Source organism: Bacillus sp. MYb78 (genome assembly GCF_002975115.1).
GTDB lineage: Bacteria > Bacillota > Bacilli > Bacillales > Bacillaceae_G > Bacillus_A > Bacillus_A cereus.
Genome location: NZ_PCOB01000002.1, coordinates 102,091 through 125,866, shown reverse-complemented (window position 1 = coordinate 125,866; position 23,776 = coordinate 102,091). Strand labels below are relative to the sequence as shown.

Sequence of the window (23,776 nt, the reverse complement as noted above, 5' to 3'; positions counted from 1 at the left end):
CACTATTTAAAGAAAGAAGGATAGAACTTTGCTAGTAGAACTACGGGGAATTCAAAAGAAGTACGACAAATCACTTATACTAGACAACATTGATTTATCCATTTCAGAAGGAGAAGCACTCGCCATTGTTGGCGGAAACGGGACTGGAAAAAGTACTCTACTCAAAATAATTGCAGGATTTGTTTCACCTACGGCAGGAGCACTTCAAAGAAAAGAACATATACAAATTGGCTATGTACCTGAATATTTTCCTGAAGGGATTCGTTTTACATTAGAGGATTATTTATATCATCTCGGCCACATTCACGGTTTATCAACAAAATATTTAAAAGATAAAATCCCGATGCTTCTTGAATCTTTTCATTTACAGCATGCAAGACATTCTGTTGTACGAAACTTTTCAAAAGGTATGAAACAAAAAACTGGTATTATGCAAGCATTACTTACAGACGTCCATTTATTAGTTTTAGACGAACCGCTTTCTGGACTCGATCCTCACTTTCAGCAAGAATTAGAACATATTTTACTCTCATTAAAACAACACGGCATATCCATACTCTTCACATGTCATGAAAAACAACTATTAGAAAACTTCGCCGATAGAATTGTGACGTTAGCAAATCATACAATCACAGAAGATATTTTTGTACAAAAAGGAGCAGAACAAGTCTATATTGAAGCAATCGTTCACGAAACATTTTCAGCGATAGAACTAAAAAAGCAATCCGGTTTTATACACGTTGCACACAATGCAAATCAAAACCTTATTCAATTACAAATCGAAAAAGAATATACAAACGAAATGCTTCAGTTTTTATTACATAAAAAAGCATCTATCACACTGCTACAACCTAACTTTTAAATCGAAAGAAGGTTTATTATGTTCGCGCTTATTCGTTACCATTTTCTCGACTATACAAAATCGTATAAGTACGTCCCTCCTATTGCGATGTACTTTGTGAGCTTACTTTTTGTATATACATATAAACCGACTCCTATTGTACCGACATACTTAGAAACAGCTCTCGCGCTTTATTTATTATCTGCCTGGATTACGGTCACAATTTTTCATACTGAAGACCCTGTACAAGAACAAATTACTATTTCTCACACAAATAATATTTCCGCACTATATTTGGGTAAATATATTACGGCTCTTCTCATTTGTACTGTTTTATCTTTTATATCCGTAATCTACCCAATTATTTTGCAAATGTTTAATGAAGAAATGACAGTTTCTTTATTTTTAATCGGATTTCTCGCTCACATGTCTTTCTCTATACTAGGAATTTCAATCGCAACTTTATTTACTAGAAATATTATTCCAAAAGCAAGCACAGCTTGGCTTAGCCTTACATTTATATTGCTTATAACGATTGCATCTATCCAGTTAAAAAAAGAGTTACTATGGTTTTTACCACCTGTCAAAAGTTTTCTAATACTTGGACAATACAAATATAATACACTGACTCACACGCTATGGCTCACAGCTTGGGCTATCGTATATTCATTTTTATTATTTATCTTATTTCTTTTTATCGTTCGCAAAAAACGTTTTTAATTACATATTAAAGGAGACAAACCAATGATCGGAATACTAGCAGGAATGGGGCCAAAATCAACTGGTCCATTCGTCGATACAGTTGTAGCAAGGTGCCAAACAATATACGGAGCAAAACATGATATGGACTTTCCTCATATGATGATTTATTCGTGCCCAACACCGTTTTACATGGATCGTCCTATTGATCACGAGACGATGAAAAAAGCGATTATTGAAGGGGCACAAAAACTTGAAAGTACTGGCGTAGACTTTATCGCTATGCCGTGCAATACAGCGCATCTTTATTTTGAAGAATTACAGCGTTCGCTTTCTATCCCGATTTTAAATATAGTCGATGAAACGTTACAAGCAATTCCTGAAAATACAAAAAAAGTCGCTCTTCTCGCAACAGAAGCAACTGTTCAAGCTGGGATTTACCAAAACGGGATTGCAAAACGTAATATAGAGTATATTCATCATGAAAAATGGCAGGAAATGATTAATCAAATCATTACTTATATTAAATCTGGGGAGGTTGAAGAAGCTCGCGAATTGTGGAATGCGCTCGTTTTACAATTGAAAGATGAAGTTGATACCGCTATTATCGCATGTACCGATTTGAATGTAGTGGCAAATGAGGATTTTGTTGATTCCGCTCAATGTCTTGCTGAGGCGGTTGTTGAAATGTATTTATCAAATAAGAAGAAACATTTATAAACATTGAACACCTTCCTTTTGAAATGTGTTTTATGTTTGTTGAAACCCCTAAAAACTTTTAACTTTCTTCACAATTCTTTCAAAGTAATCACACTTAATCTCGCTATATTAAATAAGTAGTTATTCATATAGGGAAGGTTAGGGGAACTGAAAGTATGAAACAAAATCGTTCGCTTCATTACATTTTTTGGCGTTGGCATTTTTATGCTGGGCTTTTTATTACGCCGCTTCTTATTACGTTGTCACTGAGTGGAATTGGGTATTTATTTCGGGAGGAAGTTGAAGATTTCATCTATAAAGATTTATATTTTGGGAAGAGTGCTCAAACAGAATCTATTTCGATGTCTGATTCTATTTCCTTAACAGAGAAAAAATATCCACATTATAGCGTGGCGAAAATTAGTGAGTTTAATGGGGATTATAATACGAGACTTACCATTGCAAATGAGTATACTGGGCAACAAAAATATGTGTATTTAGATAGTAATAATCAAATTGTTGGGGATCAAAATGCAAGTGAAACGTTTGCCAATATAATGAGGGAATTACATAGTTCTCTTTTAGTTGGTGGCACTGTCGTCAACTATACTGTAGAACTTGCAGCATGCTGGACAATCTTTTTAATTGTAACCGGATTGTACATGAGTATACGCCAATTTAAAAACACACCATCATCCAATAAGCGAGAAAAAGCAAAAAGACGTCATTCTATTATCGGTATTATATTTACAATTCCTCTCTTTCTGCTAATCGCATCTGGATTGCCATGGTCAGGATTTATGGGGAACCAAATTTATAAAATCGCATCGTCAAATGAATCACTCGGATATCCAAAATTGTACATGGCTCCGCCTGAATCAAAGGTAAAAGAACTGCCGTGGGCAACAAGAAAAGAAGCTCCTCCTGAATCGAATTCAAATGAACCGAAAGCAATTTCTGTCGATGAATTACAAAAAGGAATTGAAATAAAGAAGCCATATGTTATTTCACTACCAGCTGATCCGAAAGGTGTATTCACTGTTTCGAAATCGAGCGGTTCTGGTATTACAGGGATGCACGTTGCACCAAGTGAAGAGATAACAGCTTACTTTGATCAATATAGCGGGGAACTCATTTCAAAAACGGACTACCGTGATTATGGATTACTTGCACAATGGTTCACTTACGGTATCCCGCTTCATGAAGGACATTTATTCGGATGGCCAAATAAAATATTATGCTTACTAACGACATTATCTCTATTACTTCTTATTTATTACGGAGTAAAAATGTGGTTAGCAAGAAAGCCAAAAGGAAAATTAGCAGCACCTCCAAAGCAAAGAGATAAGAAAAGTATATTCGTTTTCTTTATCATGATGGTTATATTAGGCGCTGTCATGCCTTTATTCGGACTATCTGTTTTAGTTATTTTTGCAATTGAACTTCTTATATATGTATTTTTAAAAATACGATCATAAATAAAAAGCATTTGTACCATCGTGTACAAATGCTTTTTTATTTACTATTTTCTTTTTTTCTACCACTTATTAAAAAGACAATATCTACTATAATAATTGCGCCAATTATTACTTGTGGCACGTAATCCATCACAGTAGGACCACTTGGCCTATTCATCATCATATACATTCCAGTTACAAATGAAATGGAAAGTAGCACAAGTAATGTTACTTCAATATTGTCATATAGCTTTTGAAACAATCGCTTCATTTCCACCACCAACTTTACCATATTATAACAAAAAACCACTCTACATGAGTGGTTTTCTTCATCACTGCGCTGTTTTTTTTCGGTACATCTTCCCGTTCCAATAGAAGAATCGTGAAGTGAGGCCTCCGTACTTTACAATGCGCCGTGCCATTTTGTGCATATTCTTTTGTGCTGATACTTTTTGATCTGATAAATAAATACCAAGTAACCCTCGGCTTATGAGACGATGAAACTTCGCATGAGGCAAATCACCAATGCTCTTCTCTGCTTCTTCTACAAAGTGTTTCATACGATCTAATATAGCTTGCTCGTTTTCATAATAACTACAGAAATTCAAATCCCCGCCTATGCGGTCTTCTTCTTGATCGATGAAATAATCAAGTAAAATGTGAAGTCCTTGTACGTAAGGAAAGTATCCTTGTCTAATTTTCGCAATATCTTCATCATGTAATTCATCATGAAATGCATATGCTACAAGGCAGAAAATTCCAAGTGTAGAACCGGCACATGCTGAAAATTCAAACCAGCTCATCTCAGGTAAGTTTTCTTTATGTGCTTCAAACCAATTTTTCAGGCGCGGTTCTCTTTCTTCTAACTTCACGTGTTTATGAATTTGTAAATCACAATAATAACAAGCAAGTTCATGAAGAACAGGAGCAATTTTGTCATAGTGCTTCGTTTTCTTTAAAACATCTTGGCACGTTTCAACAAGTTCATCTAAATAACCACCATCATCTTGATCATCACGGTAACGATAATAATTACCGCCACCTTCCACTTCAGGTGATAGTGCCATTAACATTGATTCATGTAGCGCGGCAAAATCATTCGGATCAAGTGATGTACTGCGATCACATAAATTATCTAGATAGTCACTGATTGTTTGATACGCTACGATAAAACGAATACATTCCTCTCGGTGTTCATTTGCTAGCAGTGATAAAATGCCACCACCCTCACAATGAAACGTTTTATGCTCAATACTTGCGATTGCCTGACTATGAAGCTCATCATTCGGAATATGGTAGGCACGCTCTTTCCACATCGCTAGCTCATGGTGTACAACCGGAAACACATCACGGTATACTTTCGCCATGAGCGTTATGGGATTACTCGGTACGTTCACTTCTTCCTTCATCTCCTCTATTAAATGTACAAATAATGATTTATTTGTTTGTTTTTACTATATTATTGACATGCATTTCAGTAAATGACTGAATATAACTCAAAATTTCATCACGCTCATACTCATTTAATAACTCGTGATAACAATTCGGCCATTCTTTAAAAGCCTTATCACTTATTTTAACATTATCAAACCAAGTGCGGACACGTGTTTTATCTACAAGTTTATCCTCACAAGCTTGCATTAGCAAGAGCGGAACATCTGGAAAATCATCTATTTTTTTATGAGCAATTTCGATAGACTTAATCAATTCACTATACCAACGTACTGATACTTTGCGCAAGAACAAAGAATCATTCTCCATTGCATCTCTCACTTCATGGTTACGTGTTGACATTTCCACCGTAAGATTCGTTGCAAATTGCAATTTTGGAGCCACAACATTTAATATTTTTGAAGCAAATTGAAGCGGAGCAGAGGGTCCAGTCACTACCCCTAAACAAGGCGAACTCAAAATAATACCCTCTACATCTTCTCTCTTCGTTTCTTGCATCATACGAATGACAATAAGACCACCCATACTATGACCGAATAAAAAAATAGGTAACCTATACTTTCTTGCTTCTTTCACCCATAATTTAACTTCCTCTATGTATTCATCAAATGAATCAATATGTCCTCTATTTCTTGAAGTCGTTCCATGTGACGGAAGGTCCCCCATCACGACGTGGTAGCCGATATGATTCCACATTTCCGCAACGGCTTCGTAACGTCCGTGATATTCCATTGCGCCGTGCACAATAACAATGACAGCTTTCGCTTCCTCTGCTTCATAATTCCACATACGGACCTCCTCCATTTCACTCTTTCTCATAATTTGATACACTAAAACTAGTCTCTAGGAAAGGAAGACTTTACATGATATATCCTTACAAAGAAAAAAATCCGAAAATTGCGAGTAGTGCTTTTATCGCTGACTATGTTACGATTACAGGCGATGTTTCCGTTGGAGAGGAATCAAGTATTTGGTTTAATACGGTCATCCGTGGTGATGTGTCACCAACAATCATTGGAGACCGAGTAAATGTACAAGACCAATGCACCCTCCACCAAAGCCCTCAGTATCCTCTTATTTTAGAAGATGATGTTACAGTTGGGCATCAAGTTATTTTACATAGCTGTCATATTAAAAAAGATGCTTTAATTGGAATGGGATCCATTATATTAGATGGTGCTGAAATCGGCGAAGGAGCTTTTATCGGCGCTGGAAGCCTCGTTTCACAAGGAAAGAAAATTCCACCAAACACGTTAGCTTTCGGTCGCCCCGCGAAAGTCATTCGTGAATTAACAGAAGAAGACCGTAAAGATATGGAGCGTATTCGTACGCAGTATGTTGAAAAAGGTCAATATTATAAATCACTACAAAAATGATTTTACTGCTGCCATAATACTGGCAGCTTTTTTTATATAAAAACTAACTTTTTCTTTACAAAACATTATTACTCCCTCAACAAAATCTTATTAAAATAAAAGCTAATATCTCCATATATATGTAAACGAGGGAGGAGAATTTTCATGAAGGTCAGTGGATTATATAAAATAGAATGTTACATTTTTAAAGGAATTAATCGCTACTTTGATCAAAAAACATTAAATATCTTTTTCAGCAATATTACCCATATCGGTGGTGCTACTTTCTCCATTGCACTTACACTTTTCTTTTTAATTTTTGCAAAAGGGACTTTACACCAAGCGGCAATCGCTGCTGCTATTTCTTTAGCAATTAGCCATATTCCTGTACAAATATTAAAAAGGTGGTATCCACGAAAACGTCCGTATTTAACAATTCAGGATGCGAAATATCCAGTCCATCCATTAAAAGACCACTCTTTCCCGTCTGGTCATACAACAGCCGTTTTCTCTGTCTTCATTCCATTTATTTGCTATAATCCAAGCTTACTTGCTTTCCTATTACCGTTAGCATTATGCGTCGGTATTTCTCGTATTTATTTAGGGCTTCACTATCCGTCAGATGTATTCGTCGGCATGTGCCTTGGCACTTGCTCTGGCATCATCTCTTTTTATCAATTCATCCCACTTTTCACATAAAGGAGTGATATGATGAGAGTCGCCATTTTTACCGATACTTTTACGCCACAAGTTAACGGGGTTGCGAAAACGTTAGAACGATTAACAAGTTACTTTCAGAAAGAACAGATCGCCTATTCTGTTTTCGCCCCTCAACATACAGCTGAAGATAATTTCGTGGCTAATGTGAACAAGATGAGAAGTATCCCGTTAACAATATTATATCCAGAATGTCGCTTTTCTTTTCCTACTCCGCGTATTAAACGGGAACTTCATTCCTTTAAACCTGACATTATTCACATTGCCACACCTTTCAACATGGGACTTTGTGGACTGTATTACGCAAAAAAATTAAACATCCCAGTTGTCGGTTCTTATCATACTGATTTCGATGCGTATTTACGCTATTACAAAATTGAATTTCTCTCCAATATGCTTTGGAACTATTTAAAATGGTTTCATAGTCATATGCAAAAAAATTTCGTTCCCTCCCCTGAAACATTACATCAATTAAAAAATAAAGGCTTTCAGGCCCTCTCCATTTGGGGACGTGGTGTAGATTGCACACTCTTTCATCCAGCTTACAATACAGACCTATTCCGAAAAAAATATAATATTACAGCGAAGTATGTTCTTTCCTATGTAGGACGAATTGCTCCTGAAAAAGATATTGATACGTTGCAAAACCTTATCGTTAAAACATCGCATACTCGAAACGACATTCATTGGCTCATCGCAGGAGACGGCCCTCTAGCAACAAATTTGCGTGAAGCTGTTCCGCAAACAAATGTCACTTTTACTGGCTATTTACAAGGCGGGGATTTAGCTGAAGCATATGCTTGTTCTAACATAATGGTATTTCCATCAGCTACTGAAACATTCGGAAATGTCGTACTTGAATCACTCGCATGCGGTACACCTGTTATTGGTGCAAATAGTGGCGGGGTTAAAAATATTATTACAGATGGAAAAACGGGAATTCTTTGTCCCCCTAAAAATGTGGATGCATTTCTATCATCCATTTATTCTTTATTGCAAAATGAAGAAAAACTTGAGCAAATGGGAATAGCAGCTTCATCTTTTGCGAAATCAAAAAGCTGGGATGAGATCTTTCGCGGCTTACTTAACCAGTATGAAGAAGTCCTTCAGCATACCACATCAGAGTTACTTGCTTGAACAGAAAAACTCCCTTCAAAAAACGAAGGGAGTTTATTACACACTTGTAAATTTTAGTTGAATGAATGATACATAAGGTGAAATATCATTTATTTCCATATTCATTATAGCAAAAATAAACATAACTAAACAGACTTGTAATAAAAACCCATAAAAATTAATATATGGTTATACAGTGTTTTTGCTGTATAATGATTTTAAGAATTCCCCTTAAAATCAACTTACTCACATACCTTTATACAGCAATTGTTCCCCAATTCTGTATATCAAAAAAACCTTTCATTCATTTGAAAGGTCTTTTTGAGCCTGCACATATTCTTCTTTCGTATTTACATTTATAAACCAACCCGCATTCACTTGTACATCTTCTCCAGAAACATACTTCACATTACATTGTGATAAAAGCTGCCCCATACTTCTTTTTTCTTCCTGAAGTAAAGCATAAATCTTTTCTTTCACGCGGTTATGATACGCTGCAAGTAGCGGCTGTTTTCTTCCATTAATAATAGGTACAACCGCATCATATTCATTGCTCGTTTGCTCCAGTAAAATGGTAAACCATTCATGCGAAACATTTGGCGCATCGCAAGGCATAATAGCGTACCAATCTGCTTCTATGTATTCCATTCCTGATACAATGCCGGCAAGCGGCCCATTTCCTTTATAGTGCGGAATATCTTCTATAACAGGAACTTGTACGAATTGCTCTACTCGCTCTTTTATATCAGAATGACTGATGACTACAACTTCTTGGAGCACACTCGTCATCTCTTTCAAAATATGCTCAATAAAAGTACTATCTTGCCAGCTCGCTAACGCTTTTGGCTCACCGAATCTACTCGACATACCGCCCGCTAATACAATTCCAACCCACTTACTCATTGGCGATGCAGCTCAAATGTAATATGGCCTAATTCCGGTAAAATTAATTTATTCATCGCAAGACGAACCGCTCCGCTCGACCCTGGCATCGAGAAAACTACTTTGCGTCCAATTGTACCGCCAATCGCTCTACTTAACATTGCACTGCTTCCGATATCTTCTAAATAACTAATCATGCGGAACAGCTCACCAAACCCGACAATCTCTTTATCTAATAGAGCTGACACTGCTTCAATTGTTACATCACGCTTCGTAATACCAGTACCGCCATTTGTTAATACAACATCTACATCTTCCTTATGATAACCAGCTAACACTGCTTGCTGAATACTTTCTTTATCATCTTTTACAATTTCATAAGAAGTTACTGTATGGCCCGCTTCTTTTAACAATTCATGTAATAGTTGTCCGCTCTTATCCGTTTCTTCCGTACGTGTATCGGAAATCGTAACAATCTTGCAACGCACTTCTTTTGGAGCTTGTTTTTTATGTTCAGTTACACTCATTTTTTATCTTTCCTTTCTTAAAGACTTTTCTTCATTTTATCATACATATCTTTACACAATTATGTATGAAGCCAATAATGCGCCATGATACAATATAAGTATACTAACCCACAAAAAGGAAAGTGCACTTTCTTATACTCCTAGACTACACATCTTTAGCTACTCTTTATATTTTCTACATAATAGAATTCAATTTTAAAACTTGTACTAAAAAATAAATTGGAGGTCTACATGGTATGGAACTTTATAAAAAATTAACAACAACATTCATCCTCTTATTCATCGCTTCAATCACTGTCGGCTTTTCCTTAAAAGGTGCAATTCCATACGCTACATTAGTAAGCATTATATTCGCGACACTATTTTTACTAAGCAGTGCCTTTTGCGCAGGTAAAGCACGTCAAATGAAAGGTTGATTGCATATGTTCCAGTAGAAACCCACCCTTTGTAAATCATGTAAAAAGGAAATACAAACGTATGAAAAGGCATGACTAATACGAAAAAGTATATTGAGCTAGAAGGCGAAGTATATTGCAAATCATGCATTCAAATTGTAAGTAAAACGAAATAAAAAAAGCTTTGCGCTCACCGCGCAAAGCTTTTTTTCATATATTATAGACCAGCTTGCTCTTTTAAAGCTGCAGCTTTGTCTGTACGTTCCCATGAAAGATCTACATCAGTACGTCCGAAGTGGCCGTAAGCTGCTGTTTGTTTGTAAATTGGGCGACGTAAGTCTAGCATTTTAATAATACCAGCTGGGCGAAGATCGAAGTTGTTACGAACTAGTTCTACTAGTACGTCTTCAGATACTTTACCTGTGCCGAATGTATCAACTGAAATTGATACTGGTTGTGCTACACCGATTGCGTATGCAAGTTGTACTTCTGCTTTGTCAGCAAGACCAGCTGCTACGATGTTTTTCGCAACATAACGAGCTGCATATGCTGCAGAACGGTCAACTTTTGTTGCATCTTTACCAGAGAATGCACCGCCGCCATGGCGAGCGTATCCACCGTAAGTATCAACGATGATTTTACGTCCTGTTAAACCAGCATCACCTTGTGGTCCACCAATTACAAAGCGGCCAGTTGGATTAATGAAGAATTTTGTTTCTCCATCCATTAATTCTGCTGGTACTACAGCTTTAATTACGTGCTCTTTTAAGTCGCGATCGATTTCTTCCCATGTAACATCTGGGTGATGTTGTGTAGAAATTACGATAGTATCAACACGTACTGGTTTACCATTTTCATCATACTCAACTGTAACTTGCGTTTTTCCATCTGGACGTAAGTATGATAATGTATCATCTTTACGTACTTCAGTTAAACGGCGAGCTAATTTGTGAGCAAGCGAGATTGGAAGTGGCATTAACTCTTGTGTTTCATTACATGCGAAACCAAACATTAAACCTTGGTCTCCTGCACCAATTGCCTCAATCTCAGCGTCAGTCATTTGACCTTCGCGTGCTTCTAGCGCTTGGTCAACACCCATAGCGATGTCAGCAGACTGCTCATCGATAGATGTTAAAACAGCACAAGTTTCTGCATCGAATCCGTATTTTGCGCGTGTGTAACCAATGCCTTGAATTGTTTCACGAACGATTTTTGGAATATCTACGTAAGTAGAAGTCGTAATTTCCCCCGCTACCAATACTAAACCAGTTGTTACAGTTGTTTCACAAGCTACACGTGCATTTGCGTCTTTTGATAAGATCGCATCTAAAATTGAATCAGAAATTTGGTCACAAATTTTATCTGGATGTCCTTCAGTTACAGACTCAGATGTGAACAGATGACGTTTTTTTGTCATGTGGTAAACCTCCCTACAGTAATTGTATATATTGTACGGAACTCATCCTTAATTTGCCACAAACTGCGACATACATTTATTCTCCCACACAAGCATACAGAAAAACCTTTCCTACTTTACATAGAGGAAAGGTTTAATTTGCTACTTGCATACTGCTTTTTGCCCTTCGCTCTTATCGTTCGAGACCTGTAGCCTCGCACAGGTTTTAGCACCTATTCACCTGCATTTATCAATACAAGTGAGGTTGCTGGGCTTCATCGGGCCTGTCCCTCCGCCAGCTCGGGATAAGAGAGTATCCGTCCCAACCTATACTAAAGAAATGATATTCATTTGTCAATTAATATTCACATTTTCCTGAAAGTTTTTCTCAATACGCCTGAAATGAAATATTAATAGGGAAATAATGCATTCACACAAACAAAAAGAAATAAATAGTATACATTATTTATATAATTGTGTTATACTCTTGTTGGGGATTACGAGAAATATTTCATTAAATGAAAAGGATGGTATATAAATATGAGTACTGTGAATGTCCAAATTGGTTTACACGAATTATTGAACGGAAGCAATGCACAGATTCAACTAAGTGTTCCGCAATTAGTGGAAAAAGTATTAATGCGAAATGAAGGGAAATTAACTTCGACTGGTGCCGTTTCTGCTTCAACTGGAAAATATACAGGACGTTCTCCTAAAGATAAATTTATTGTGAAAGAAGCATCGGTTGCTGACAAAATTGCTTGGGGAGCTGTGAACCAACCGATTTCTGAAGAACATTTTAATAAATTATATACTAAAGTTTTAGAATACTTAAAAGAAAAAGAAGAGTTATTCGTCTTCAAAGGATTTGCAGGCGCTGACCGCAATTACCGCCTACCAATTCAAGTTATTAACGAATATGCATGGCACAATTTATTTGTACATCAATTATTCATTCGTCCAACTGAAGAAGAATTAACAACTCATGAATCAGAGTTCACAATTGTTTCTGCACCGAATTTCAAAGCTGATCCAGCTGTTGACGGTACAAACTCTGAAGCATTCATTATGGTTTCATTCGAAAAACGTATCGTACTAATTGGTGGTACAGAATACGCTGGAGAAATGAAAAAATCAATCTTCTCTATTATGAACTTCTTATTACCTGAACAAGATATCCTTTCTATGCATTGCTCTGCAAACGTAGGTGAAGAAGGCGACGTAGCACTATTCTTCGGTTTATCTGGAACAGGTAAAACAACATTATCTGCTGATCCAAACCGTAAATTAATCGGTGATGATGAGCACGGTTGGTCTGATAACGGTGTATTCAATATTGAAGGTGGTTGCTATGCAAAATGTGTAAACCTTTCTCACGAGAAAGAACCACAAATTTTCGATGCAATCAAATTTGGATCTGTTTTAGAAAACGTTATCATTAATGACCAAACGCGTATCGCAGACTACAACGATACTACTTTAACAGAAAATACTCGTGCTGCATACCCTATGCATGCGATCGACAATATCGTACTGCCAAGTGTTGCTGGACACCCAAATACAATTATTTTCTTAACTGCTGATGCATCTGGCGTATTGCCTCCAATCAGTAAGTTATCAAAAGAGCAAGCTATGTATCATTTCTTAAGTGGTTACACTAGTAAACTAGCAGGAACAGAGCGCGGCGTTACATCTCCGCAAGCTACATTCTCAACTTGCTTCGGTTCACCATTCTTACCACTTGATGCATCTCGCTACGCTGAAATGCTTGGTGAAAAAATCGAGAAACACGATGCGAAAGTATTCCTAGTAAACACTGGCTGGACTGGCGGCGAATACGGCGTTGGTAAACGTATGAACTTAGGTTATACTCGTGCAATGATTCAAGCAGCATTAAACGGCGAACTTGCAAAAACTGAAACAGCTAAACATGATATCTTCGGTCTTGAAGTTCCACTTCACGTACCAGGTGTACCTGACGAAGTGTTAATGCCTGAACAAACTTGGGCTGATAAAGCTGCTTACAAAGCAAAAGCAATCGAGCTTGCAAATGAATTCAAAGAGAACTTCAAAAAGTTCGAAAGCGTTTCTGAAGATATTATTAACTTAGGCGGTCCAATCGCTTAAATTAAAACTTTCTGTTGGAATAACCCTTTACTCATATGAATAAGTGTCTTGTAACCGTAAAGTTTCGCGTACTCACCGACAAAACCCAATGCGGCTTAACGGTTACACACACTTACATAAAAAAGAAGCTTACGTGAAAACGTAAGCTTCTTTCTATATCTTATATAAAGTGAAATGCTAATCTCTTCATCTGTGACCTAGATTATAAAATTACAGCTTCGAATATATACATTATATCCCTACTCGCTACATCTCTCGGGTTTCACATCATATGGGGTTAAAAAAGGCCCTGACCGCTTCTATTCGTGGCTGGATCATCTATTCCATCTAAAAAGAAGTCTTTTATCTTTTTATCTCTTTTAGCTCTTTGTTAGTTCTTTCTCATCTTTCATGCTATAGTATCCTAAATTCACAACGATTAAGAAATAACCACCCATAATCCCTACTGCAAATGCCCACATAACCATGTGGTGCTCAATTTCGTACATAATAATAGCACCCAAAATGGCAGCTGCAAAACGGTTAAACATACCGAGTGTCGGTGCTTTCGTCTTCTTTACAATACTATCTCCAAGCTTCTCAATTCTTCTCCCTAGAAGCCAAACGCAATACATACTTACAATAAGCCCAATTCCAGCGCCTAAAAAGTGTGCTGAAAACGGTGTTAACATCCAACCTAGTAACAAAATACCTAGTATATAATACGATTGGATTTTAAATGATCTTAGTGACATACTAATCATGCTGTACCTCTCTTCATTCGTTCTTATCTATCCAAAAAAAAATTTCTTTCAAATCCATATTCCTTACATCCATTTCACTCAAATTAAAAACAACATAAACAGTATGTTTATGTTGTTTAAATGCTTTTAGAAAATAATATTATACAAGATTTCAAACATCATATTCTCATATTTTGTGACGGTTTTTCAAACTTTTTTCGTCCATTTATGAAAAAAATGATATCAATCTATGAACATACGGATATGATGTAATAAGCACACAAATAAAGGGGGCGTCTAATGATTTATTTTTTAATGGCTCTCATTCACCTCATTATCCCTGCACTTATCGGACTTTCATTGTATTGGTACACGAAAAACCATAGCATTTTTTACGCTGTCCTCGGTGTTCTTCTTCCAGGTATTATTCTTATTACACTCTTCCGTATTCCATTTTTAAACTTAATTCCACTTATTACTGCTATCTTATTTCTCATCTTCTTACCAAAAATAAAAAAATAGGAAAGCAGATCATAGGTGATCTGTTTTCCTATTTTGATATAGGTTCCCCTGCAATAGAATGAACTTTTACTTTCTCCGATTTCACAAACCATAGACCGACAAAAATGATAATTCCACCGATGATTTGTTGAAACGATACATATTCATTTGCCCAGACAGCTGCAAATAAAACAGCTACAAGCGGCGTTATATACATATATACCATCGTATGTGACGCCCCAATTTTTTGAACACCAACATACCACATTACTAGACCAAATACTGTGACAAAGAAAATAGAATATAGTAAAGCAAATAGTGTCATTCCGTGAGTAATGTGAAATGGCATGACAAACACATGCGGACCACTTAACAATAATAGCGGAATCGCACCCACTAATGCAGACCATGCTGTAACACGTAATGCTGAATATTTTTTAATTAATGGTCCTGCTAAAACAGGATAAAGCCCCCAGCATATTGATGTAATAAGTCCAATTCCATTGCCATAAAAAGAACTAGTAAGTGAATGTCCTGCTACTAAAACTAATGCTGCACCAACAAAAGCAATCATAGAACCGATTAACTTTCGAGAAGAAAAATTTTCTTGTTTCAGAAAAATCGCAAATACAGTTGTAAAAATAGGTGAAATAGAAATGAGTAAAGAGGCATTTGTAGCGGATGTATATTTGACAGTTTCCATAAATAACGTTTGATACAGTACAATACCTACAACGCTAACGATGATTAATCTAGGTATATCCTTTCGCTCCATATAAACCGATTTTTCAATAAAAAAGGTAAGAAGTAACAGGAGCGGTGCCGCCGCCATCATACGAAGTGCAGTAAATTCAATTGCTGTAAATTCTAAAAATCCATACTTTGCAATCGTATAGTTAATCCCCCAAATAATAACAACACTTAAAATTAATAACTCAATTCCCCATCTTCTCATGCGTATCCCCTCCGCAAATAAGATTATACAGAAAATTCAATCACATGTACATTTCATTATGTGAAAAAACCTTTTTACTATTGGGACGTTTTGGTAAATGAAATTATATCGGCGATTTTTTCAATATATCGACTTATCAACAAAAATCGACAATAATAGCGCCTTATAAAATAAAAAAATGTGAATCCAAAATACATTTTGGACTCACATTTCCTTTACTATACTCGAACGTGTAATTTCATATTTGGATTATAAAACTGGCTTGGGCTCTTCAACTGAAAAGTTCCTCCACCTTCATGCCAATCAACCGTTAACTTATCGTCCATAAATACAAGCTTTGTACGATCAGCGATAAAATTCATTGTGCTTGATTCAATATCCACATCGCGCTCATCTTTTTCTGCTACAGCTACTAAATCGATGATTCCACTCATGACACAACCGCAACCCTCATTATCGTAAAATAACTTTATATATTTCGCTTCACTTGGAATCGTATCCATAATCTTTTTATATGCTGCTTCTGTTACAGTAACGTACATATGTTAATCTTCATCCTCTCTTCTCTTATCATTCATATATTGTATCACCATTTTTCTTAAAAGTTATATACAGAAAATTAAGACTAATATACAATGTATGTGATAAAGTTTCAGCAATCGAGCTTTTATGAGTAGTTCATGCAGGAGAAAGGATGTTTACTATCTGTGTTCAAACTACAACGATATCCTATGTTATTAGGTCTATTTAGTAGTTTCTTCATTTCTAGCGGAATGCTATTACAGCATGTACTTCCCTATTCTCCTTCTATTGGCTGGATTCTAGGTTTTATTTGTTTCCTATCCGCTTCTTATTTTGCTACGAAGAATACAAACAACTCATAAAGCAAGAATCATCTTAAGGAGGATTATTAAACATGCCAGCCTTAAAAAAAATAGAGCAATCACTCGATCACTTATTCCAAATTGAAAAATACAGAAAAGATAGTGCCTTTAGTCGATTTATCCCAGCCGTATATGATCCTATCAAATTTCCTTGGCAACAATTTTTCGAAGCAAATTTTGTAGATTTATTTAACGGCCTTATGATGCACGGATCTGAAAATGTAAACAAAGTATTTTTAGCTGTATTCCCTACAAATGACATTCTTGAAACATTCATTTCACAATCCACACCTGGTGATTTACTCTTTATGCACCATCCCCTTGTAATGGAGTGTGGTGATCCAATTGGAAGATCAGGCCGCGGTTTCATACCAATCCCTGAAAAATATTTGCAAGAAATAAAAGAAAAACAACTTTCTATATATACATGTCACGTACCAATGGATTTTCATCAAACACATGGAACGAGTATTTCAATTGCAAAAGCATTAAACGCTACTGTAGTGGACCACTTTGCATATGGAGGTCCAGAACAAGAACCAGTTGGCCTTATTTGTGAAATAGATGAAACATCAACAGAAGCACTCCAAAAACATCTAAAACAACTCTTCCAGATTCCTTACACAGACTTCGAAGGGAAACGACATGATTCCATCAAAAAAATCGCAATTATCGCTGGATGTGGCGATGTTGTATCTTTAATGAAGGAAGCAGAAGAAAAAGGTGCTGAAGCATATATTACAGGAGAAATCCATTGCCATATCGACAATGATTACGGCCGACATAAATACTCTCTCATTATGGATTATGTAAAAGAAACGAATATGTCTCTAATTGGGGTGTCACACTCTGCCTCTGAATATTTAGTGAAAGAGACATTGATGTATGATTGGTTTAAAGAGAATTTTGATGTGGATGTTATTTTGCTTCCGCAGGAGAAATGGTGGCTCTAACACTATCATTTTTTTAATTTATATACACAATACAACCGACCACAGAAAAATAGATAAATGAGAAAGCACATGTACCTACGTAAATGCTTTCGTTGTGCCGAAAAATGAACCTACTGGTAGCACCGACTTTACTGGTGCTACCAGTATTACAGCTGGAAACCTATTTTTGTGAGAGGATACAACCGCTCTTTATATTCATACTGCAAGTGCTGTATATTCTGTTTTTCTAATTACTAACATATAGCAATTCATTTCATAAAAAAAGACCCGAGATTCGGGTCAACAAATAGAAATATAAATGAACTACAACAAATAACAGACAAAGCCATTATATATTTTTCTTAGTAAAACATCCATTAATTTCTTTTTACACTATCAATATATTTTTTTTCGTTATCGTCCTCTTTTTTAGAACGTCTACCTAAGAAGAATACAAGAACTAATAATATAATTAACAGTAGTACTCCGCCGATAATGTAATATAGTGTGTAGTCTTTTTTCGCTTCTACCGCTGTATCATTTAACTTATCAGCTGTCTTTCCTTCAATTGTAAATTTCTTCGTCCATTCCCATTTTTGATTGCCATCAGTGGCTTTCACTTCTACTCGGTACGTTCCTGGATCAAATGCTTTGTTTTCCCAGCTAATAGCGTAATCAAAGTTTGAGTTTGGCGCCATTCTTAAATTTTCTTTTTTCGCTTCAAATAAAATGTCTGTACCTTTTTCTTTATATATCTTTGCATCAACACTTAAATTTTTTAACATTGCTGGCTTTACGTTTTGTAAATTTGTAGTAACAACGTTACGCCCGTTAATTTGTGTTGGTTTTACTTCGTTTAATTTCATGTCTGGTTTTACTTCAGCATCTGTTTCTTTTAAAACAACACCAATTGCGTATGCATATTTATTTTCAATCTGCACACCTTCATCTTTTTTCTTTGCATTCTCATCTTCTTTTTCTTTAAAGTATAAACCACCTAAAATAACACCATCAAACGACTCATTTGGCATTTCTAGGTTTATATCAACTGTCACTATGCTGTTAGCTGGGACTTTCGTTTCTTTTGGCATTTTAGCAATTTTAGAAAACGGATATTTCAAAGTAGAATCCGTTTTTGGTTCTACTGTACTATAATCTGTAATACCATTGCTATTCGTAATTGCTGTATTAGCAAACGATTCTACCACAACTTCTTTATTCGTATCATTTTTCATTTGGACTTGAATTGTTTGCTTTTGTCCAGGTTGCATTTTCAAATCAAAATACGTTTGATTTTTATCAATTTGATTTTCTGGTATAACTGCTGTCACAGCGAATTTCATTTCAGCTGCATATACTGAAAAAGCGTTTACCATGAAGAATGTAATTAATAGTAAGCTAGTAAATAGTTTTTTTACCATCTCTTATGTAATCCCCTTCATATCCATTTTATAGACAAGAAAGAGACAAGGTTAAAGCCATTCCCTTATCTCTTCTCATTTTCCTCTTTTATCTTAAAATTCCTCTTACTTACATAGGAGCGTCTGTTAGTTCCCAAGTTAGTGAAGTTGTGTATTGTGTTTGTTCTTTTTTCGTTTTACCTGGTACAGATAACTCTACGCTTTGTTTCGCTTCTGTTGCATCTTTACCAAACGTATTTACCCATGTACCTATACCTTGGTTTTCTTTTGCATCGATTAAATCAGATGCTGCACCACTTGGATTTAATGTGATAGATTGTTCTGCTGTTGGTACGTCGCTACCTGCATTTGATTTCAAAGCTGAATTTTTTAATGTTAATGCCGCGCCATCCAACGCTTTATCATCTGCAGTTTTGAATTGACCATTTTGTTTTACTGTTAAATGCCATCCAGCATTTGTACCACGATTATCTGTTACTTGAACGTAGTTCGGCACGTCAATTACAGAACCGTCTACTTTTTTCTTTACTTTATCTAATTCTGCAAAGTAGATTTCGTTATTCCCTGATGCTTTTTGTGTTTTAAAGTTGAAGTTAGATACATAATCAATACTTAGTGGACCATCTGTACCTTTTTTATCTGGATCAACTGGATCTACAGTTTCATCTGGATTCTCTGGATTAACAACATCAATTTTATCTGTATTTTTCTCGAATTTAATGAATGCTTTTGAGTCTAATTTCCCGCCATCTTTCTCAGCTGCAAATGCAGACGTTCCTACTGATACTGATGATAATGTTACCGCTCCAATTAATGCTATTTTTGCTAGTTTCATAGTTTTATACCCCTTTATGATCATTTTTAAAATTCAGTCATTCTTAATTTTCAATCTTGTATAAGCTTAGTTTGGTGTATCTTCTAAAGTCCAAGTTAACTCAGCTGAATATTTCGCACCTTTTTCTTTCGCTGTCGTACCTGGTACGAATAAGCTCACACTCTTTTTACCTTGTTCTGTTCCTTTACCGAATGCAGTCGTCCAATCACCCATACCTTTATTCTTTGCGGCAGTAGTAATTTCCACCGCATCTCCACCTGGAGCTAGCGTTACTTTATTTTTAAATGTTGTAGGTGCATATTGTGCATCAGTTACAGAATTTACAGCTGGGTTACTTAAGCTTAAAGCTGCATTTGTTAACTCACTATTACCACTTTTAAATTGTGCATTTTGCTTTACTTTCAATTTCCATCCTGCATTTGTACCACGGTTATCTGTTACAGATACGAAGTTAGGTACTTCAACTGTTTTGCTCCCTTGTTTCACTTTATCCAATTTTGCAAAGTACGTTTGATCATTACCAGAGATAACTTGCTCGCCGAAGTGTAAGTTAGAAACGTAGTTAATACTTAATGGACCTTTTGTTCCTATTTCATGGTCACCAGGGTTCTCTGGTGTAACTTTTTCATTTGGATTTTCTGGATTGTTTGGATCTGTTGTGCTTGTATCTTCAATAAACGTTACATCTGTTTTTGATTTCATATTTGCTTTCTCTTCCGCAAATGCTGAAGTTCCTACTGCTGCAACTGATGTTAATGATACTGCACCGATTAATGCTAATTTTGCTAGTTTCATATGTACCTTCCCCTTTTCTCTGTTTTCATCTATTTTTTATTTTGAATACACTTGCTTTCCCCTAATTCTTTTGAATACATATAGAGATAAAACAATCGAAAACAATCCTATATATTGTTTGAAATCCCGTGTCTGGCCTCCTGTTTTCGGTAAATATTTATCTCCATTTTTATTTTTATCAACTGTCTCTTTTTTTGTATTTATCTTTGTCGGATCAGTTGATGTATTTGGTGTATAGCTATTCGAAAATGTAATACCCGCTTTTGAATTCGTACTTGTAGCCGTTACTACATTTGCCATAAGAAACGGCACACATATAACTGTGGAAACGATAATACCAACTATTTTTTTCATTACTCTCTCCTTTCTAAAATTTATATATTTCATATGTTTTTAGAGAGGAGCATCGGTTAATGTCCATTCTAGCTGTCCAGCATATTTAGTATTTGCTTTGACATTCGGCCCTGGTTTTACTTGTAAATGAATTCCTTCGTTTTCCTTCCAATTTAGTGAAACCTCCTCATCGTTTTTAGAAATATACGAGAATGCTTCTATACTAGAGGTACTTAAAGGTGTATCCTTTCCATTTCGTTTGTAAATCAATGCTCCTGTCAATGTGTCATTTTGCGCTGAAGTTAATGGTGTGATTTCCTTTACATATACACTCCATTTTTGCTTTTTAACACGATCATCGGTTACCTTTAAAGGATTTGAAATCGTCTTCGGTGCGTATGTCGTTGTTTTCGATGGAATTGTTAAATCTCCAAATGTAATTTCTTTTGGTACGTCTACTAACTTTAAAGTCCCATCAACGACAGTAACCGGCACTTGAATCTCCGCTTGTACACCTTGCTTCGTTTCAATTACAACCGTTACAGTATGATTCCCTATTGTTTTGGTATCTGGAATATTGATTAACTTCACTACTGATATTGGTTTATCTACATCCAAATTCGTATCTACAGATAAATCTGTCACAAATTTAGAAATATCCATTTTTGTTAAATCTGTTCCTTGCACTACTTTTTGTGGGACTGGTTTCCCAGTTGGAATACCTTTATACCTTATTTTTGCGATTCCATCTCGATTACTATCTTGTCCATTCTTATCGCCATCTAAATAATTTTTAGCTGACACCGGTATTTCAAGATAACCATCTTTATAATATTTCATTACATTAGCACCTTTTACAGGAGAACCTGTAATTGTCATTTCATAAATTTTCCCGTTGAATTCTTCTGTTTTTAGCGCATTTACTTTCGCAACCGCAGTGACTTTATTGTTTGTCCTGCTAATATCAAAGAAGCTACTTACATCATCTCCACTCTCCACATCTTGAATGGAAACATCATTCACAGTAAAATCCTTATTCACTTCACTTTCTAATACAAAAGATTTCGCATAGTGAATCTCTTTCGATTGAGCAGGCATATTTTGATATACCTTATAAGAAAGTTGACGGGAATTATCTTCCACAATATCTCCTATTACACTTGGAGCTGGAATTTCAATTTGTGCAATCGCTAATTGGTCGTATGATACATTAACACCTGAAGCATTTAATCTAACTTCTAGCGGTAATTCTGTTAAATTATCAAATGTAATTGTCATATCTGCTTCTGGAGTAGCTACTGGACCTGCTGTTCCAGAAAACTCGATTTTATTATTCCCTTTGTCTTGATACCTAATTGAACTCGTATCATACACGTATAAATTCGTTAAATGACTACCATCATTACGTAACGTTACATTTTTATAACTATTTATCCTTTTGAAATTCCACATTGCCGTTAATGGTACTTTTTTACTTGTTCCGTGTTCATAAAATTCAAAGGAAGCATTATAAGTTTGTCCTGACCTTCCGTTCCCATATAATTGTAAAAAGTTTTTTGCATCACCTTTAGTTATTGGTGTTTTAACATCTACAGATGAAGCTGTCATAGAGTGAATATTAATACGGACATCAATCCATTTCCCTTGATATTCACCAGCTTTTTTTACTAATACGTACTGTTCTCTATTTGAATTTCTAAATGTATATTGACTTTGACCAGTTCTGTCATTGCTACTACCCTTTACCTCATATGTTACTTGTGGGCTCCAAACAAATCTAAAAGCATATTTACCCGAGATAGAAGGCCCTTCACCTGTTCTATTATTTATTACCTTTACATTTGGATATTTAAGAATACTTGTAACAGGACTAGCAGCTAGTAGAGATTGGCTCTTTAATACCTTCTCAGCTTGAATAGCAGGTAATTCCTGATTATTTTCGTTTACCTTATTGCTCTCTTTTAATTCATTTTCCTTTGATACGAGTTCTTCATTAACCTTTTCTTTCGCTAAAGTCTTCGTTTCTTTTGGAACTTCAGCATTAGTAGAATTTATTTCTTGTTTTTTATTTTCTTCCGATACTTTCACTTTTTCACTTATTTCTTTTTTCATAACTTCCTCTGAAGCCTTTGGATTTTCATCAGAAATAGCTACATTTAAAGCCTCTTTTTTCTCTACAACATGTAGAGAAGGAGATTCAATTTTCTTTTCATTCCCTTCAAACTTCACTATCGGTTCAAATTTGTACTCTCCAGCTTTTTTCATTTGAATGACTACATATACGTCACCGATAAAATTACTTTGTTCATTCTTTTCAATTTTTACAATGTGATCTTCTGTTACTGAAATGTTTTGAATCGCTTTATTGTTTTCGTTCATTTTTTTCGTTTCTGCTTCATTGAACAGCTGTTCATTAGATAATTTCAGCTCGATATTAGCATCTTGTTTATTTGTATTTGTAATCTTTAATACTACATTTTCATCAACTTTTATTTCTTGTTTATCCATATGAACGATAAAACGTCCTTGCTCGTCGTTTGTAACCGCATAAACTTTCGTTGCAGAGTAATCTAGCACACCAACTTGCGTAAATAATATTCCTCCAGCGAGAAGTATACGCCCAAATTTACCTATTTGATTTTGCAATGTACTTCCCTCCCTCACTTCTTATGAACCGAATATTTCGAACATTAAATTTATTATTCAGCTAAATTTACAATCATAATGTGTATTCC

Annotated in this window: 26 protein-coding genes and 1 riboswitch; of the genes, 12 read left to right on the top strand and 14 right to left on the bottom strand. The window is 35.6% G+C overall.

Annotation, left to right across the window (positions count from 1 at the left end):
• The first annotated feature begins 28 nt into the window (after positions 1 to 28).
• The 4 genes from CQ064_RS04525 (at position 29) to CQ064_RS04505 (ending at position 3,717) form a co-directional block, all read left to right on the top strand.
• The gene (locus CQ064_RS04525; protein WP_000959717.1) at positions 29 to 862 is read left to right on the top strand and encodes an ABC transporter ATP-binding protein; all 834 of its coding nucleotides are present in this window, start codon (positions 29 to 31) and stop codon (positions 860 to 862) included.
• Positions 863 to 880: 18 nt separating this feature from the next.
• Positions 881 to 1,561 (top strand): hypothetical protein, encoded by a 681-nt coding sequence (locus tag CQ064_RS04520; protein WP_000457770.1) that lies wholly within the window; start codon positions 881 to 883, stop codon positions 1,559 to 1,561.
• 24 nt (positions 1,562 to 1,585) lie between these two features.
• A complete protein-coding gene (locus CQ064_RS04515; protein ID WP_000579344.1) occupies positions 1,586 to 2,260 on the top strand; it encodes an aspartate/glutamate racemase family protein in 675 nt (224 codons plus the stop codon).
• A 155-nt stretch (positions 2,261 to 2,415) separates the two neighbouring features.
• Entirely contained in the window at positions 2,416 to 3,717 is a 1,302-nt protein-coding gene (locus tag CQ064_RS04505) for a PepSY-associated TM helix domain-containing protein (RefSeq protein WP_000812669.1), read from the top strand.
• 37 nt (positions 3,718 to 3,754) lie between these two features.
• Here CQ064_RS04505 and CQ064_RS04500 read toward each other — a convergent pair whose 3' ends face one another.
• From CQ064_RS04500 to CQ064_RS04490, 3 genes are all read right to left on the bottom strand, one after another.
• Entirely contained in the window at positions 3,755 to 3,967 is a 213-nt protein-coding gene (locus CQ064_RS04500; RefSeq protein WP_000825356.1) for a hypothetical protein, read from the bottom strand.
• A gap of 61 nt (positions 3,968 to 4,028) precedes the next feature.
• Complete coding sequence (locus tag CQ064_RS04495; RefSeq protein ID WP_001102474.1) at positions 4,029 to 5,093, bottom strand: tetraprenyl-beta-curcumene synthase family protein; 1,065 nt, start codon at positions 5,091 to 5,093, stop codon at positions 4,029 to 4,031.
• Positions 5,094 to 5,133: 40 nt separating this feature from the next.
• Entirely contained in the window at positions 5,134 to 5,937 is an 804-nt protein-coding gene (locus CQ064_RS04490; RefSeq protein WP_000267421.1) for an alpha/beta hydrolase, read from the bottom strand.
• A 74-nt stretch (positions 5,938 to 6,011) separates the two neighbouring features.
• Here CQ064_RS04490 and CQ064_RS04485 point away from each other — a divergent pair, with 74 nt between their 5' ends.
• The 3 genes from CQ064_RS04485 to CQ064_RS04475 all read left to right on the top strand — a co-directional run bounded on the left by CQ064_RS04485 (position 6,012) and on the right by CQ064_RS04475 (position 8,357).
• Positions 6,012 to 6,524: a gamma carbonic anhydrase gene (locus CQ064_RS04485; RefSeq protein ID WP_000640208.1), complete on the top strand. Its 513-nt coding sequence runs from the start codon at positions 6,012 to 6,014 to the stop codon at positions 6,522 to 6,524.
• Between the two features lie 144 nt (positions 6,525 to 6,668).
• Positions 6,669 to 7,202, top strand: a complete 534-nt coding sequence (locus tag CQ064_RS04480; RefSeq protein ID WP_000868578.1) for a phosphatase PAP2 family protein — start codon at positions 6,669 to 6,671, stop codon at positions 7,200 to 7,202.
• 12 nt (positions 7,203 to 7,214) lie between these two features.
• The gene (locus CQ064_RS04475; RefSeq protein WP_001261649.1) at positions 7,215 to 8,357 is read left to right on the top strand and encodes a glycosyltransferase family 4 protein; all 1,143 of its coding nucleotides are present in this window, start codon (positions 7,215 to 7,217) and stop codon (positions 8,355 to 8,357) included.
• Between the two features lie 279 nt (positions 8,358 to 8,636).
• Here the strand turns inward: CQ064_RS04475 and CQ064_RS04470 are convergent, their stop codons facing one another.
• Both CQ064_RS04470 and CQ064_RS04465 read right to left on the bottom strand, forming a co-directional pair.
• Complete coding sequence (locus CQ064_RS04470; protein ID WP_000049580.1) at positions 8,637 to 9,239, bottom strand: molybdenum cofactor guanylyltransferase; 603 nt, start codon at positions 9,237 to 9,239, stop codon at positions 8,637 to 8,639.
• Entirely contained in the window at positions 9,236 to 9,745 is a 510-nt protein-coding gene (locus CQ064_RS04465) for a MogA/MoaB family molybdenum cofactor biosynthesis protein (protein ID WP_000117130.1), read from the bottom strand. Before CQ064_RS04465 ends, CQ064_RS04470 begins: the two co-directional genes overlap by 4 nt.
• 236 nt (positions 9,746 to 9,981) lie before the next feature.
• Here CQ064_RS04465 and CQ064_RS04460 point away from each other — a divergent pair, with 236 nt between their 5' ends.
• Positions 9,982 to 10,161, top strand: a complete 180-nt coding sequence (locus CQ064_RS04460; RefSeq protein WP_000424797.1) for a hypothetical protein — start codon at positions 9,982 to 9,984, stop codon at positions 10,159 to 10,161.
• Between the two features lie 196 nt (positions 10,162 to 10,357).
• Here the strand turns inward: CQ064_RS04460 and metK are convergent, their stop codons facing one another.
• Positions 10,358 to 11,557 carry a methionine adenosyltransferase gene (gene metK / locus CQ064_RS04450; protein WP_000163117.1) on the bottom strand — a complete coding sequence of 400 codons (1,200 nt, stop codon included), beginning with the start codon at positions 11,555 to 11,557 and terminating at the stop codon, positions 10,358 to 10,360.
• Positions 11,558 to 11,726: 169 nt separating this feature from the next.
• A riboswitch (SAM riboswitch) is annotated at positions 11,727 to 11,848 on the bottom strand.
• A 228-nt stretch (positions 11,849 to 12,076) separates the two neighbouring features.
• On the opposite strand from metK, the gene pckA reads away from it, so the two are divergent.
• Positions 12,077 to 13,663, top strand: coding sequence for a phosphoenolpyruvate carboxykinase (ATP) (pckA, locus tag CQ064_RS04440; RefSeq protein ID WP_000108799.1), 1,587 nt, complete (start codon positions 12,077 to 12,079; stop codon positions 13,661 to 13,663).
• Positions 13,664 to 14,022: 359 nt separating this feature from the next.
• Here the strand turns inward: pckA and CQ064_RS04435 are convergent, their stop codons facing one another.
• Positions 14,023 to 14,406: an ATP synthase subunit I gene (locus CQ064_RS04435; protein ID WP_000624926.1), complete on the bottom strand. Its 384-nt coding sequence runs from the start codon at positions 14,404 to 14,406 to the stop codon at positions 14,023 to 14,025.
• A gap of 279 nt (positions 14,407 to 14,685) precedes the next feature.
• On the opposite strand from CQ064_RS04435, the gene CQ064_RS04430 reads away from it, so the two are divergent.
• On the top strand, positions 14,686 to 14,907 hold the full coding sequence (locus tag CQ064_RS04430; RefSeq protein ID WP_000639042.1) for a hypothetical protein: 222 nt from the start codon (positions 14,686 to 14,688) through the stop codon (positions 14,905 to 14,907).
• 28 nt (positions 14,908 to 14,935) lie between these two features.
• Here the strand turns inward: CQ064_RS04430 and CQ064_RS04425 are convergent, their stop codons facing one another.
• Both CQ064_RS04425 and CQ064_RS04420 read right to left on the bottom strand, forming a co-directional pair.
• Positions 14,936 to 15,841, bottom strand: a complete 906-nt coding sequence (locus tag CQ064_RS04425) for a DMT family transporter (protein ID WP_001255404.1) — start codon at positions 15,839 to 15,841, stop codon at positions 14,936 to 14,938.
• A 218-nt stretch (positions 15,842 to 16,059) separates the two neighbouring features.
• Complete coding sequence (locus CQ064_RS04420) at positions 16,060 to 16,383, bottom strand: iron-sulfur cluster biosynthesis family protein (protein ID WP_000289570.1); 324 nt, start codon at positions 16,381 to 16,383, stop codon at positions 16,060 to 16,062.
• Positions 16,384 to 16,548: 165 nt separating this feature from the next.
• Between CQ064_RS04420 and CQ064_RS33335 the strand changes: the two genes are divergently transcribed.
• Together CQ064_RS33335 and CQ064_RS04410 are read left to right on the top strand one after the other, a co-directional pair.
• Complete coding sequence (locus CQ064_RS33335; RefSeq protein ID WP_015406513.1) at positions 16,549 to 16,725, top strand: hypothetical protein; 177 nt, start codon at positions 16,549 to 16,551, stop codon at positions 16,723 to 16,725.
• 32 nt (positions 16,726 to 16,757) lie between these two features.
• Positions 16,758 to 17,678 (top strand): Nif3-like dinuclear metal center hexameric protein, encoded by a 921-nt coding sequence (locus CQ064_RS04410; protein ID WP_001111128.1) that lies wholly within the window; start codon positions 16,758 to 16,760, stop codon positions 17,676 to 17,678.
• A 356-nt stretch (positions 17,679 to 18,034) separates the two neighbouring features.
• On the opposite strand, the gene CQ064_RS04405 is transcribed toward CQ064_RS04410, so the two are convergent.
• The 5 genes from CQ064_RS04405 to CQ064_RS04385 all read right to left on the bottom strand — a co-directional run bounded on the left by CQ064_RS04405 (position 18,035) and on the right by CQ064_RS04385 (position 23,687).
• Complete coding sequence (locus tag CQ064_RS04405; protein WP_000239424.1) at positions 18,035 to 19,078, bottom strand: WxLIP family cell surface protein; 1,044 nt, start codon at positions 19,076 to 19,078, stop codon at positions 18,035 to 18,037.
• Between the two features lie 109 nt (positions 19,079 to 19,187).
• Positions 19,188 to 19,913, bottom strand: a complete 726-nt coding sequence (locus CQ064_RS04400; protein ID WP_000761507.1) for a WxL domain-containing protein — start codon at positions 19,911 to 19,913, stop codon at positions 19,188 to 19,190.
• Positions 19,914 to 19,979: 66 nt separating this feature from the next.
• Positions 19,980 to 20,708, bottom strand: a complete 729-nt coding sequence (locus CQ064_RS04395) for a WxL domain-containing protein (RefSeq protein WP_000761531.1) — start codon at positions 20,706 to 20,708, stop codon at positions 19,980 to 19,982.
• Positions 20,709 to 20,744: 36 nt separating this feature from the next.
• The gene (locus tag CQ064_RS04390; protein ID WP_000724871.1) at positions 20,745 to 21,062 is read right to left on the bottom strand and encodes an EF2685/EF0750 family sortase-dependent surface protein; all 318 of its coding nucleotides are present in this window, start codon (positions 21,060 to 21,062) and stop codon (positions 20,745 to 20,747) included.
• Between the two features lie 39 nt (positions 21,063 to 21,101).
• Positions 21,102 to 23,687, bottom strand: a complete 2,586-nt coding sequence (locus tag CQ064_RS04385; RefSeq protein ID WP_001180904.1) for a WxL domain-containing protein — start codon at positions 23,685 to 23,687, stop codon at positions 21,102 to 21,104.
• Positions 23,688 to 23,776: the final 89 nt, after the last annotated feature.